This window comes from Streptomyces sp. NPDC093225 (assembly GCF_044753805.1).
Lineage (GTDB): Bacteria > Actinomycetota > Actinomycetes > Streptomycetales > Streptomycetaceae > Streptomyces.
The window spans coordinates 279,956-292,926 of sequence record NZ_JBIVNX010000001.1 but is presented as its reverse complement, the minus strand read 5'-3'; the positions used below and the strand labels follow the sequence as shown (position 1 = coordinate 292,926).

Below are 12,971 nucleotides of genomic sequence, written 5' to 3'. Positions count from 1 at the left end.
AGAAGTTGACACCGACGTCAGAGTCAAGTCCGGCACCGGCATACGGGGGTGGGGAAGTGCGGATCGGTGAACTCGCCCGGCGCAGCGGGGTGAGCGAGAGATCGCTGCGCTACTACGAGACGCAGGGCCTCCTGGCGTCCGAGCGCACGCCCGGGGGGCAACGCCGTTTCGGCGAATGGGCGGTCGACCGCGTCATCCGCGTCCAGGCCCTCTACGCGGCCGGGCTCAACAGCAAGAAGATCGCACAGCTATTGCCCTGCATGCGGGACACGGACGGCGGTCCGAGCGAGTTGGCGACCCCGCAGCTGGTCGACGAGCTCAGTGCGGAGCGCGACCGCATCAACCACACCATCGCCGACCTGATCCGCTCTCGCGACGTCCTCGACGAAGTCATCTCAACCGCTTCTTCCCTCCTCCGCTCCGACCTCCGACTCGAACCCGCCGATGCCGCTGAAGGACGGGGCCTGCCGGCGCCAGCCGCCGCTGGAGGAAGCGACGGATCGGGGTGACGGCCGCCTCCCGCAGGGATCACCCCGATCGAAGGAATCGCCGAAGCACTCGATGCAATCTCGATTCCCAGGCTCTGTGGGGCGGCACTCGGGAGTGACGCGCCCAATGATTCCCCTGTGTGGTGTGACGCCCCTCCCCGGCCGGGAGGGGGGTCGGTGGCGTCGTCGTGTCCTGCCCGCAACTGCAAGCGGGTCGGGATCCGCCGGCCTCCTCGATTCGGCTTCCCCAGGCCTGGAGGCGGCGGATCCCCACTCCGGACCATGACGGTCTGGAGCAATCGCTCGCACAGATATCCAAGCCGCTGAATCGTGCTTGCGGTACGCAAGGCGTGCAGGAATTCTCGACGATCCGTGCAACTGGCGCCCGAGGCGCCGAGTTCGTGAGATCGGTCGCGGATTGCGCGACACCCGGAGGTGCGGACTTGCATCCGAGGGGTTACTGTTCTTCGCGGCCCCCAGGCGATCTCCGACCATCCGCACCGTTGCGGCGCGGTCTTTTCTGTTCGTTTCCCCTCACGTTTTCCTCGTGAGGATCGCCTTGGAAGGGCACAACCACTCGTGCGTATTCGCAGCTGGCTACCTGCGGCCACCCTGACCGCCGCACTCACGGCCACGGCCGGGGCACCATCGGCATCGGCAGACCCGGTCGATCCCTCCAACGTCGGTGCGGCGTTCACGGTCGAGGACGGCGCCCACCCGCCCCGCTCAGGCCTTGGGCCCGCCCTCCCGGGCGGCGTCGCGGCGGCAGGAGCGGCCGATCTCGGCAGCACCGGCTTCAAGGGGGTGAACTGGGCCGACGAGCGTGACAACTTCACCCCGGACGCGCTCGTGCTGTCGGGACTGGCGCCGACCGACGACTACGACACCGTCTATCTCAAGGCGAGCGCGGTGATCGAGGGCTTCCGGACCAAACTCGGCGCCAACACCGTGCGAATGCCCGTCAATCCGCACACCGTCAACGGGCCGGCCTGGCAGGCGTACAGGGGCGCCATCGACGCCGCTTCCGCCCACGACTTCAAAGTCATTCTCAGCTACTGGGAGTCTCCCAGCCCGACGACCGGCAAGCCCGACGGGCTCATCGACGACCGAGCGGCCTACGGGGACATGTGGAGGACGGTCACCGCTGCGTACGCCAGTGACAGCCGCATCCACTTCGAACCCATGAACGAACCCTTCGGGTACACGGCAGGCCAGTGGGCGGACGTCGCCGCCGCGTGGCTTCAGGAGCATCCGTCGGTTCCCCGCAGCCGGGTCTTCGTCAGCGGAGCCGGCTACAACGGCGACGTCAAACCGGTCTGCGCGGATGCACGCCTCGACGGCACGTACCTCTCCCTCCACTACTACGGCTTCTGGCACCCCGGTTGGACGAGCCCCGCCAAGTGGGCAGCGGAACTCAAGAGCAACATCGGGCGCTGCGCCGCGCGTACCGTCCTGGACGAGTTCGGCTCACTCATGACGACCGGTTTGGACTACGACGGTCCGTCGAACGGCGATGCCTCGATCGCGTACCTGCAGGCCACCACGGACACCGTCCGCGAGCTGAAGATGGGCTCCGTCCTCTGGCCGGGGCTGCGCACGGGCGACTGGTACTCACTGACCCGGATCGATCCCGCGAGCATCGGTTCCGACGTCAAGTTGCAGGTCACCAATCCCACGGGGCTGGACCGGCTCACCTGGGCATGGGGCGCCGGGGCGCCGGCCCGGCCGGCAGGAGCGATACGCGGGACCGGTTCCGGACTCTGTCTGGACGTCCCCGGCGCCGCGAAGGACAACGGCACCGGACTGATCATCTGGGACTGCAACGGCGGTGCCAACCAGCAGTGGACCTACACCGGAGCCGACGAACTGCGCGTCTACGGCGGCAAGTGCCTCGACGCCACCGCCGGTTCCGCCGCCAGCGCCAAGCTCGTCATCCGCGACTGCAACGGCGGCACCACCCAGAAGTGGACCATGGACGCCCAGCACGTCATCACCAGTCAAGCCAACAACCTGGTCGTCGACGTCGGCGGCGAAGCCACGGCCGGCGGCTCTGCCGTCGGTCTCTGGTACCGCAACGGCAAACCCAACCAGCTCTGGAACCACACCACAGGCTGACGACGACTGAGGTCGATCACCCGGGGAAACCACGACGTGTGCGGCGCTAGCCGCCCTCGGGCCGTGCCACGAGGGCAGCCGCGCGATGTTCGGTCGGGGTGACGCCGTACGCCTCCCGAAAAGCCCGGCTGAAGCCCGTGGCACTGGTGAAGCCCCATCGGAGCGCAACAGTCTGCACGGCCCGCCCGCTCGACTCCGGGCGCTCGAGAGCCTGGCGCGCGCCTTCGAGTCGGCCATGGCGAATACGGGCGGCCACGCTCATCGGCTGGTCCTGGAAGAGGTTGTACAGCGTGCGCAGGGAGATGTTGTGGTGGTCGGCGACCGCTCGCGGGGTCAACTCGGAGTCGCCGAGGTTGGTGTCGACGAACCGGATGATCCGCTGCAACATCTCCTGAGCGCGGGCTTCGGCCGGTGCATCCTGCGGACGGCCGAGCTGCTGCGCCAGACACGCGGTCGCCAAGTCGACGGCGATGGACTCCATGGCCGCCAGCTCCGGCCGTTGGCACGTTGCGCCTTGCGCGAGGAGGGTACTCAGGAAGCTCCTGAAGACCGCTGCGGTTCCGCGATCACCGCGGATGGGCTGCGCAAGGAGGCTGTCGACCCGTTCGGGGCGCAGCGCCAGAGCCGAACGGGGAATCTTCAGCACGGAGACCGAGGCCAGCCCGTCCGGGCTGCTCCCGTCGTTCTTCAGGGGCATCGAGCTGCTGGTCAACGCGAAGTCCCCGGCCCCCGTGATCACCGATCTGACGTCCCGTTGGGATATCTTCAGGCTCCCTCGCCGGACCCATGCCAATTGGTAGTCCTCGGGATCGCCCCGGCGGATGTCGGCCGCCGTGCGGCGTGACGTGACCGGCGAGAAGGTGAAGGTCGACACCCTCGTCGCACCGAGTTCCAGGTCGGTGATCCGCGCACGGAAGTTCGTCCGGTCTCCCGTGTCCATGCTGAACGGCATCAGCTCATCGGACACCGTGTCACGGAACCACTCGAACCGGTCTCTTCTTGACAGTCCGACATCCGACACGTCCAGCACGTCCATGCACGATCCCCAACTCCTGTTGCATACCGCACGATTATCGGCCCATGCCGGTAGCGCAACCGACCATTTACGCAGGCCGGACGGCCGGCGAGTCGCGCTCTCGGGCGGTCACCCTGCGACCCGATCGCGGGCCGGCCGCGCGTGCGCGGCCCGGGCCGGGCGGCTCCGCAGCGTCACCCGGTGGCCGATGCGTGTCGCGAAGGGTCAGGCGTGCGGCGTCGCGTGCCCGGTCGGTGCCCGCCGGGCGTGCAGCGGACCGTAGCGGAGGCCACGCCACAGGACGCGGGTCGGGGACGGGTCGTCGAGGGCGAGGCGATCGACCGGGACGGACCAGTACCGTACCGGGCTGGTGCAAGAGTTGACGGCCGGCCATCCGGGGTCCCCTTCGGCCGCGGACTCGGCCCAGGCCTTGGGCATGCGGCCGGAAAGGGCGCGGTCGTGGTCGTCGGGGGCCCCTCGGATGAGGAAGTCCTCGCCGGCGTCGTCCAGGTTGCCGAAGCCGCCCCCGACGCCAGCGCCCGCAGGGGCTCCGTGGCGAGCACCTCGCCGTCGACGACGGGCTGGAAGATCACCGGGGCGTAGGCGTGCACCGGAGTCACCGGATCGGTGGCGCAGCGTTCGGCGGCCCTGTCGGAGGCGGCCACGAGTGCCTCGGGCGGCACGGCCAGCAATCCTTCCGGCGTGGGTCCGTCCCGGCCTCCGCCGCGATCCGCCGGGTGACCGCCGCTGCAAGGCCGGGCGAGTACAGCGGGTGGGGCACACTGTGGGCGACGGCCCGCCGGACCGGCCCCCGCGTCCGCTCCATGGCCATCAGGCAGACGACCGCGCGCGGGCACGGGGCTGCGGCTCCCGGAACCGCAGGACGCCGAGGGCGCGGCGGCATACGGGATCCCGAGAACGGCGGTCACGCCGTCCTCGTCAGCCTCCCTCCCCCGCACCAGGCCGCTCGACGTCCGGAAGGTCGCTCCGTACTCACAAGATCGTTCAGTCATCAGGGGCAGTCTCGCCCAGGACTCCTCAGAGCCGCCGGAAGGCACGGGTAGCGGTGGCATCGCCCGCGGTGTGGACCATGCTCAAGCCGCCGTCCGGAGCGAACGTCCACGTGGTGCGGGCTTCCACACCGTCCACCCGCTGTACCTGGACCAGGCGGTCCCGCTCGACGGTGATCGTCGTGGCGCTCGTGCGGCCGTCCATGGTCTTCTCCGTGAACTCCACACCCGAGGTGAACACCAGCTCGACCGTGTTGAAGGCGGTGACCGTCCGGATCGTCCACTCCTCGCCGTCGACCGCGACCTCGACGGTGGGCGGCCTGCTGGTGTTCGCCAGCTTCCGCGTCACCGTCCCCACGCTCACGGCCTGCAGATACGCGTCGAAGTTCTCCGACGACGTCATCTCGAACGTGCCCACGCAGTCCACCACAACCCGCCCCTGCCACTCGAAGACGATCAACAGCGCGCAGCGTAGGCTCCGCGCCCGGCGTCGACCTGGAGGCCTGCTGGGGCGCGCTGTCCCGCCTCGCCCACGAGCCCGCCGACGGCACGGACTCCCGGGCCCGTGCGGCGCGCCCGGTTCAGGAGAGGATCTCGACGTAGCCGGCGGTGCCGTGGACGCGGATGCGCTGGCCGTCCCGGATCAGCCGGGTGGCGCGGTCCACGGCCACGACCGCCGGCAGGCCGTACTCGCGGGCGATCACCGCTCCGTGTGTCATCAGGCCACCGACCTCCGTCACCAGGGCCGCGGCGCCGACGAACAGGGGTGTCCAGCTGGGGTCGGTGAAGGTCGTCACGAGGATGTCGCCCGCCTCGAGGTCGGCGTCCGCGATGTCGAGGACGACACGGGCCCGCCCCTCCACGGTCCCTGCGGAGACCGGGAGCCCGGTCAGTGCTCCGGGCGGCACGTCCTCGCGCCGGTACGCCCCGGTGAGGGCTTCGCCCTCCGAGGTGAGCACCCGGGGCGGGGTGAGCGCCTCGTGCGACCGGAACTCCTCCTTGCGCTCCCGGATCAGCTCGCCAAGCCGACCGGCCCGCGCGGACCGGTCGTCGGCATCGGACGCGGGTGCGGATGCGGCATCGGACGCGGATGCGGATGCGGACGCGGACGCGGACGCGTCACGGCGCACGAGGTCGCGGAGCTCCTGGAAGGTGAGGTAGAAGACGTCGTCCCGCTCGGGTAGCACGCCGGCCCGCACGAGGCGCGCGGCCTCCCCGAGCAGGGCCCGCTTGTAGAGGAAGTAGCGGCTGACGATGCCGTACTTGGGGTACTCGCGGTACCCGATGAAGGCGCGGACCGTGTCGATCATCCGTTCGGTCTCGTCGGCCTTGCGGTTGCCGTCAGGCAGGGCACGCAGGCGCGCCAGTACGTCCTGGGCCTTGGCGTGCGCCTTCCGGCAGCCGTCTTCGAAGCGGCGGGCGGCAGCGCCGGCCTCGAAGTTCCTGACGTTGTCGAGGATCACGGGTACGAGGGCGCCGGGGCGCTCGTGCCAGCGCGGCCTGGTGATGTCGATCTCGCCGACACAGCGCATGCCGTACCGGGTGAGGTAGTCCTCGATGGCCTTCCGGGCTCCGGGCCCGCCGGGGAGCCCGGTGAGTCCGTCCAGGAAGCCGCCGTCCACGACGCCGCGGTCGTGGACGTCCTGGAGGAACGCGACCACTTCCGGGTGCGGGCGGACCACGTCCGCGACGTCGAGCAGGTCCAGCCCCATCTCCGAAGTGATGTTGCCGGGGGCGGACAGGGTGAGGGTGTCGGCGGCGTTCTTCTCGCCCAGCCAGTCGTGCAGTGTGTCGTTGAGCCACCACGTGGCCTCCATGCCGGCCATGATCGCCCGCATGTTCAGCGGGTCGCCGACCACCCGCTTGTGCTCCTCGAAGGCCTCTTCCAGAAAGTCGAACAGCTCCGGTCCGCTCTTCGACCGGAGGTCGCGCTCCAGCGCCGCGACGGACGTCCGGCTGCGCTCGATCAGCTCGCCGACCACGGCGGGATCGGTCTCGACCGCGCCGGGCGCACCGCTGCGCCCGCCCCCGGCCGCCGGAACCCCGCCGGGTTCCGTGTCCGGGAGCGACGGGACGAAGTCACCCCGTTCGAGGACGGTTTCCAGGGCGTCCCTGACCAGGGGATCGCCCTTCCCGATGACGTCCAGGAGGCCGGCCCGGGTCGCGGGTGCGGCGAGGCGCGCCGTGACGTCGACGAACAGCCGTCCGCCGGCCTCGTGCATCGGCACCATGGCCGTCATCTGCCACATCGAGTAGCCCAGGGGCTTCATGGCGTCGGTCATCATCTGCCCGTGACCGACCGAGACGTAGACGTGGTTGTCCTGGTCGTCCGCCCCCGGGACGGGGAAGAGCGTCGTGATCGGGCGGCTCTGCACGATCCGGAAGCCGCCGTCGGCATCCAGACACCATTCGATGTCCTGCGGCCGGCCGAAGTGGGCTTCGATGCGCCGTCCGAGCCGCACGAGTTCCAGGACCTGCGGGTCCGTCAGCGCGGGCTGCTCCTGCTGCTGCCGGCCGACCGCCACCTCCTCCGTACCGCCGCCCGGAAGGGGCTGCACGGCACGCTGTTTGGCGGCGATCGTCCGCGAGACGACCTCGCCGTCGCGCACCGCGAAGACGTCCGCGTTGACCAGGCCGGAGACCAGGGCCTCGCCGAGGCCGAAGCCGGCGTCCACGGTGGCGACCTTCCGGTTTCCCGACACGGGGTCGGCGGTGAACAGGATTCCGGACGCCCGGGGGAACACCATCCGCTGCACGACCACGGCCATGTGGACCGCACGGTCGTCGATTCCGTTGCGCCGGCGGTAGGTGACGGCCCGTTCGGTGAACAGCGATGCCCAGCACCGGCTGACGTGCCGGAGGACCTCCGCAGGCCCCACGACGTTCAGGTACGTGTCCTGCTGGCCCGCGAAGGAGGCCGTGGGGAGGTCCTCGGCGGTCGCGCTGGAACGGACGGCGCAGGGGACGTCCGCACCGAGCCGGGCGAACCCGTCGGTGACCGCCGCCGCGAGATCTTTCGGGAGCTCGACGTCCTCGAGGGCGCGGCGGATCCGCGCGCTCAGCGTGCGGACCCCGTCCCGGTCGTCCGGGTCGACGCCGGCCAGCCGGTCGAGCAGATCCGTGAGCGACGGCGCGCCCGCCACGACGCGCCGGAAGGCGTCCGTGGTCACGCAGAAGCCGTCCGGCACGCTGACGCCCTCGATCCGCGACAGGGCGCCCAGGTGCGCGCCCTTTCCGCCGACACGCGCGATGTGTGTCGCGTCGATCTCCTGCAGGTCCACCACGTACTGCTCGATCACTCGCTACCCACCTCTGGGACGACGGCTGAGGAACGGCCCGCCCACGCCGTGCGCGTCTGCGCGGGCCGTGGCGTGCGGGCCTGAGGTCGACGATTGTGCGTCGTGGTGGGGGCCTTGCCGCAAGGCCCCCCGTGCGCTATACGTTGAAGAGGGCAAGGAGATCACTCTCCTTGCCTTCGCGCTGTCCCGGGCCCGTGCGGGGCGGCGCACCGGCCACCCGCGGCCGCCACGAGGAGCGGTCCGGTCCGGTACGGGCGTCACCGGGCGTCGAGCCGGATCAGTGACGGCGGGCGTCGGCGGCCGTACCCCGCTGGCCCGCCGCCACGTCGGTGACGTCGAGGAACACCTGGTCCAGTTCGTTCCAGCGGCTGCGCGCCTCGGTGCGGATGCGCACCATGGCATCTTCGACGGTCTCGCTGTCGTAGCCCGGGTTCAGGTCCACCCGCGCGGCCAGCATCACCGAGTCGATGCCCAGCCGCATGGTCAGCAGCGCGGTGACCGAGTAGATCTCCGGCTGGCCCGTCAGGAACTCCCGCACCTCCCGCTGCATGCCCGGGTCGGCCGCCTCGCCGATCAACTGCACGCGGGCCGCCCGCCCGAGCGTGTAGGCCACGTAGACCAGCAGTAGGCCGATCAGGATGGAGGCGCACGCCTCGTAGACGATCTCGCCCGTCGCCATGTGCAGGGCCATGCCGACGATCGCCAGGACCACTCCGGCGCAGGCCGTGCCGTCCTCGGCCAGGACGGTCCGCAGGGCGGGATCGCGTCCCGCCCGGATCTCGGCCGTCATGCCGTGGCCGGCCGTCCGCGCGGCCCTGCGCACCTGGACCAGCGCCCGGGCGAGCGAGGCTCCCTCGGCGGCCAGGGCGACGACGAGGACGGCCAGCCCGATCAGGTAGCCCTCGCGCGATTCGGATCCGCCGGACCGGAAGGCCTCGATGCCTTGGAAGACGGAGAAGCACCCTCCCGTCACGAAGATCCCGACCGCGGCGAGCAGTGACCAGAAGAAGCGCTCCATTCCGTAGCCGAAGGGGTGGCGCGCGTCCGCCGGGCGCCGGCTGCGCTTGAGGGAGGCCAGCAGGAAGACCTCGTTGAGACTGTCCGCGATCGAGTGCGCCGCTTCCGACAGCAGAGCGGGGGAACCCGCGATCGCGCCGCCGACGCCCTTGGCGACGCAGATGGCGAGGTTGGCGGCGAGGGCGACCCAGACGGTCCTGCGCGTCTCGTCGTCCCGCCCGACATCGGACGGGGTGCCCGGCCCGTGGCCGGCGCCCTGCCCGGGCCCGTCGGCCGGCGCGCGGTCCTCCACGGGCGACGGTTCCTGCTTCGTCATCCCCGTACGACCGCACGCACGCTCTCGACGCTGCCGCAGGCGGTCGGGAGCCGCCGGTCGCCCTCCCGGGGGTAGGCCGCCCCGAGCTCGTCCCTGCGCGCGTCGGGAGCGTTCTCGCGGGTGCCGTCGCGAACGGTCCGCTCGATCTCGTCGATGTGGTCCTCGAGGAGCGCGGCTACGACGTCCTCGTTGCCCTGCGTGTCCGCGGCCATGCCGCATCCCTCCTTTCGCGGGGCCGTCCTGCGCTTCACAGGGCGCATGCTCGGGGGCACCGCGTTCAAACCCCTGTGCCCCGCCACCCGCCGGACGGCCCGCCGGCGACGTCCCGCCCGGACGGGAGCGCAGTGGCCCGAATCCGGTTCCGACCGGTGCTGTGAGGGGGCACTACGCTGGCGTGATGGGTGTGGGGATAGAAGTACTGATCGTGGACTGGGCGCGGGTGGAGGGGATGGAGCCCGACGGCCGACAGGACCTGCTGATCGACGCGGCGTTCGGCGAGGCGTACGGCGACGACCTCCACGAGCACGGCTGGTCGTGCTCCGCGCAGCCGGGTGAGGACTGGTTCCGCAGGTACGCCTTCCAGAACACCCTCGGCTCGTACAAGGCGCACTTCTGGGCCGCTCACCGCTGGGACCACATGCGCGAGCTGGTCGAAGCGCAACTGCGCGACGTGCTCGACCCGTTCAACGACGCGCTCTTCTGGCACGGTCTCGAGGACACCACCGGGGCCGGCTCGGGACTGCCCGAGGAACCGTCCACCTGGGACGTGGACCTGCTGCTGTCCCGTCCGCCGGAACACGTACCGGTGATCTGCGGCTGGTGGCGGCAGGCGGCACCCCGACTGGAGCTCCTGCGCGCTCCCTTCACGCAGGCCGACCCGGACCACGGTGGGTGGATCACGACCTTCGAGGCCTTCGCCCGCTTCCTCGCCGACTGGGGAGAGGTGGTCACGGAGGCGGAGCGCCGCGGCTGGGGCGTGCTCGGCCTGCGCTGCTGAGTGCGGGCGTGGCGTCGCCACCAGTAGGGCATCCCAGCTTCCCCGTGGCGCGCACGGTCCCCTGGCTGGCGTGGGCCGTCCCGTCTCAAGGTCCCTTCCCGGCCATAGCGTGGTGCCCGTTCTCGCACGGCGCGGAGCACCGCACACCAAGGAACAGAGCCCCCACGGGGGTGGAGCCCTGTCCCGGTACGCAACCGCGGTGAGCTCGACGTGAGCCGCAACGCCGAACGCAGCGTCCTCGCGTTCACGGGCCCAGCTGTCCTGCTCGTGAGCTGGTGGTCGAGGCGCCGGTAGCCGCGTCCGTCGCCGTGCCGGTCCACGAACAGCACCGCATCGCATCGCCCGGCGTGCCGAGCGCGGCCCGGTGGCTGAAGGAGGCGGTCCGCCGTCCACGGTCCGGCCACCGCCCGTCATCACTGGTGCCGTCGTGTGCGTGGGTGTGTAGCCGAGACCGTCGTTGATCTGTCTCATGTGCGTGTTGCTGTCGGCGGTGTCCGTCAGGAGGCCACCAAGGTCCGGATAGTCCCTACGGGCCTGTCGGATCGACTCGGCCTTCATCCAGCGGCCGAGGCCGTGTCCTCGGTGCTCGGGCAGCACACCGGTGCCGTAGTGCTGGCCGTCACCTGCGCCGTTGCCGGGGATGACGAGCTCGGTGAACCCGGCGATCGAGCCGTGGCGTGCACGGAGCCGAGCAGACGGAGTGCTTCGGCGCTCGGGCCGGCCGGGTCGGCGTGGTAGACGATGAGCTGCTGGCCTGGGGCGTCGCGTACGTCGAAGGCGTGGTAGGTCAGGTACAGGGCGCCGACGTCCGGGTGGAGGAAGTGTTTGGCCGCGCGGGTCTTTCCGCGCACCGTGTGGGTGCTCCAGAGCCGGGCGAAGTCCGTACTTCGTTCGGTGAGTGCGCCGACGAGGGCGCGCAGCCGGGGGTTGCCGGGTTCCAGGCCGGCGGCCTCGCGCAGATGGCCCACGACGGCCTCGGCCGTGTGGTCCCACCGGGCGTGGAAGCGGCGGCCCGCCGGGTCCAGGAAGACCATCGCGGCCAGGTTGTCCGCCCGGTCGAAGGGGGAGTACAAGGCTTCGGCGAGGGCGTTGGCGGCCAGGATCTCGAGCGTTGCGTCGACGACGAACGCGGGGGTGTCGGGGTAGCCGTCGATCAGGGTGCGCAGGGCGGGGTCCACCCGGACCGCGCCGGCCGAGTACGGGCGGGACGGCGCCGTGCCGGCCAACCGGTGCAGATGGGCCACGGTGTCGGTGTCCAGCAGCAGGGCGCGACCAAGGGCGTCCACGACCTGCGCCGAGGGGTGGCGCTCGCGCCCCTGCTCGAGGCGCGTGTAGTAGTCGGCGTTCACCCCCGCCAGTACGGCGACTTCCTCGCGGCGCAGCCCGGCGACCCGCCGTACGCCGTGGCTTGCCATGCCGACGTCGTCGGGCCGGACGGCGGCGCGGCGCGCGCGCAGGAAGTCTCCCAGGTGGTTGTCGCTCACCGACCCAGGCTAGGCCGCTCACCGCAGGGGGTGCCCGGGTGTGCCGCACCCAGGCGGCTCCCGGCCTGGGCGGCGGCCGGGACCCGGCCGAGACTCGGTGCTCTGCCGAGACAAGGAGCGGGAAATGTCGAGTACCCACACGGCCAAGGTCATCGCCGTCACCGGAGCGAGCAGCGGGATCGGTGAGGCGACCGCGCGCCGACTCGCCGCCGACGGCCACTGCACGCTCCTCGGAGCACGCCGCACCGAGCGTCTCGATGCGCTCGCCGGGGAGATCGCCGCCCTGGGCGGCACGGCCGCGGCACGGCGGCTGGACGTCACCGACGCCGCCGATGTCCACGCCTTCGTCCAGGCCGCCCGTGACCTCTACGGGCGGGTGGACGTGCTGGTCAACAACGCCGGCATCATGCCGCTCTCGCCGCTGGAGCAGCTCAGGACCCAGGAGTGGGACCGGATGATCGACGTGAACCTGCGGGGAGTCCTCAACGGGATCGCCGCGGCCCTGCCGGTGATGCGTGCCCAAGGCGGCGGGCACATCGTGAACGTCGCCTCCGTCGGGGCGTACGAGGTCGTGCCCACCGCCGCCGTCTACTGCGCCACCAAGTTCGCCGTCCGCGCGATCAGCGAGGGACTTCGCAAGGAGTCCGCCGGCGACATCCGGGTGACTATCGTCTCGCCCGGTGTGACCGTCTCCGAACTCGCCGACGGCATCGCGGACCCGACCGCCCGGGAGGCGATGCGGAGCTACCGCTCGGTCGCCCTGCCGGCCGGCGCCATCGCGGACGCGATCGCCTACGCCGTCTCCCAGCCACCGGAGGTGGACGTCAACGAGGTCGTGGTCCGTCCCAGCGCGAGCGCCCGGTGAAGCGGGCCGGGCGTCCTTGCCCCAGGTGCAGCGCGGTCGACGACGGCCTTGACCGTCCGGCGCACCGGCTGCGGGCCCCAGAGGACGAGGAGTCTCCGCGCGCCCTGATGACCCGTGGCTGGCGGGCCCTGGACCGCAAGGACCGGGCGGCCTGGGCCGCTTGCTGGGCCGAGGACGCCGTCAGCGGCCCCTACGACCGGGCCTTCCGCCGAGACCCCGGGCAGGGGTGGCTCCTGACCCGGCAGCAGCTCGGGGTCTGGTGGACCGACGGCGACGCGCCCCGAGACGCGTTCGCACCGCGGTGATGCACGGGCTCGGCAGTCGTCAGCGGTCGGCACCGAGCTGCGTGGGACCTCGCCGTGGAC

At 71.3% G+C, this 12,971-nt stretch carries 11 protein-coding genes and 1 pseudogene; 5 read left to right on the top strand and 7 right to left on the bottom strand.

All coding sequences use genetic code 11. From position 1 onward, the window contains the following. Nucleotides 1-56: 56 nt before the first annotated feature. Nucleotides 57-509, top strand: a complete 453-nt coding sequence (locus ACIQCH_RS00735; RefSeq protein ID WP_402576438.1) for a MerR family transcriptional regulator — start codon at nt 57-59, stop codon at nt 507-509. A gap of 558 nt (nt 510-1,067) precedes the next feature. Beyond that, the gene (locus ACIQCH_RS00730; RefSeq protein WP_402576436.1) at nt 1,068-2,603 is read left to right on the top strand and encodes a ricin-type beta-trefoil lectin domain protein; all 1,536 of its coding nucleotides are present in this window, start codon (nt 1,068-1,070) and stop codon (nt 2,601-2,603) included. Nucleotides 2,604-2,649: 46 nt separating this feature from the next. Here ACIQCH_RS00730 and ACIQCH_RS00725 read toward each other — a convergent pair whose 3' ends face one another. From ACIQCH_RS00725 to ACIQCH_RS00705, 5 genes are all read right to left on the bottom strand, one after another. Then, on the bottom strand, nt 2,650-3,639 hold the full coding sequence (locus ACIQCH_RS00725; protein ID WP_402576434.1) for a helix-turn-helix domain-containing protein: 990 nt from the start codon (nt 3,637-3,639) through the stop codon (nt 2,650-2,652). 1,017 nt (nt 3,640-4,656) lie between these two features. Next, the gene (locus ACIQCH_RS00720) at nt 4,657-5,088 is read right to left on the bottom strand and encodes a lipocalin/fatty-acid binding family protein (RefSeq protein ID WP_402576432.1); all 432 of its coding nucleotides are present in this window, start codon (nt 5,086-5,088) and stop codon (nt 4,657-4,659) included. A gap of 121 nt (nt 5,089-5,209) precedes the next feature. Next, entirely contained in the window at nt 5,210-7,927 is a 2,718-nt protein-coding gene (gene rph / locus ACIQCH_RS00715) for a rifamycin-inactivating phosphotransferase (RefSeq protein WP_402576430.1), read from the bottom strand. A 277-nt stretch (nt 7,928-8,204) separates the two neighbouring features. Next, on the bottom strand, nt 8,205-9,260 hold the full coding sequence (locus tag ACIQCH_RS00710; RefSeq protein WP_402576428.1) for a cation diffusion facilitator family transporter: 1,056 nt from the start codon (nt 9,258-9,260) through the stop codon (nt 8,205-8,207). Continuing rightward, nucleotides 9,257-9,472, bottom strand: a complete 216-nt coding sequence (locus ACIQCH_RS00705; protein ID WP_402576426.1) for a hypothetical protein — start codon at nt 9,470-9,472, stop codon at nt 9,257-9,259. The genes ACIQCH_RS00710 and ACIQCH_RS00705 overlap by 4 nt, the downstream gene beginning before the upstream one ends. Nucleotides 9,473-9,657: 185 nt before the next feature. On the opposite strand from ACIQCH_RS00705, the gene ACIQCH_RS00700 reads away from it, so the two are divergent. Beyond that, nucleotides 9,658-10,257, top strand: coding sequence for a hypothetical protein (locus tag ACIQCH_RS00700; RefSeq protein WP_402576424.1), 600 nt, complete (start codon nt 9,658-9,660; stop codon nt 10,255-10,257). A gap of 426 nt (nt 10,258-10,683) precedes the next feature. Here the strand turns inward: ACIQCH_RS00700 and ACIQCH_RS00695 are convergent. Together ACIQCH_RS00695 and ACIQCH_RS00690 are read right to left on the bottom strand one after the other, a co-directional pair. Continuing rightward, nucleotides 10,684-10,929: pseudogene (locus ACIQCH_RS00695) on the bottom strand (GNAT family N-acetyltransferase); the annotation flags it as partial. Beyond that, nucleotides 10,812-11,741: a helix-turn-helix transcriptional regulator gene (locus ACIQCH_RS00690; RefSeq protein ID WP_402576422.1), complete on the bottom strand. Its 930-nt coding sequence runs from the start codon at nt 11,739-11,741 to the stop codon at nt 10,812-10,814. The gene ACIQCH_RS00690 and the pseudogene ACIQCH_RS00695, both read right to left, overlap by 118 nt. Nucleotides 11,742-11,865: 124 nt before the next feature. On the opposite strand from ACIQCH_RS00690, the gene ACIQCH_RS00685 reads away from it, so the two are divergent. Both ACIQCH_RS00685 and ACIQCH_RS00680 read left to right on the top strand, forming a co-directional pair. After that, a complete protein-coding gene (locus ACIQCH_RS00685; protein ID WP_402576420.1) occupies nt 11,866-12,606 on the top strand; it encodes an SDR family oxidoreductase in 741 nt (246 codons plus the stop codon). A 107-nt stretch (nt 12,607-12,713) separates the two neighbouring features. Further along, nucleotides 12,714-12,911: a hypothetical protein gene (locus ACIQCH_RS00680; protein ID WP_402576418.1), complete on the top strand. Its 198-nt coding sequence runs from the start codon at nt 12,714-12,716 to the stop codon at nt 12,909-12,911. Nucleotides 12,912-12,971: the final 60 nt, after the last annotated feature.

Excerpts from the sequence above, each read along its gene's own strand:
- ACIQCH_RS00705 (WP_402576426.1), bottom strand. The coding sequence starts at position 9,472 with ATGGCCGCGGACACGCAGGGCAACGAGGACGTCGTAGCCGCGCTCCTC.
- ACIQCH_RS00725 (WP_402576434.1), bottom strand. The coding sequence starts at position 3,639 with ATGGACGTGCTGGACGTGTCGGATGTCGGACTGTCAAGAAGAGACCGG.
- ACIQCH_RS00700 (WP_402576424.1), top strand. The coding sequence starts at position 9,658 with ATGGGTGTGGGGATAGAAGTACTGATCGTGGACTGGGCGCGGGTGGAG.
- ACIQCH_RS00685 (WP_402576420.1), top strand. The coding sequence starts at position 11,866 with ATGTCGAGTACCCACACGGCCAAGGTCATCGCCGTCACCGGAGCGAGC.
- ACIQCH_RS00710 (WP_402576428.1), bottom strand. The coding sequence starts at position 9,260 with ATGACGAAGCAGGAACCGTCGCCCGTGGAGGACCGCGCGCCGGCCGAC.
- ACIQCH_RS00680 (WP_402576418.1), top strand. The coding sequence starts at position 12,714 with ATGACCCGTGGCTGGCGGGCCCTGGACCGCAAGGACCGGGCGGCCTGG.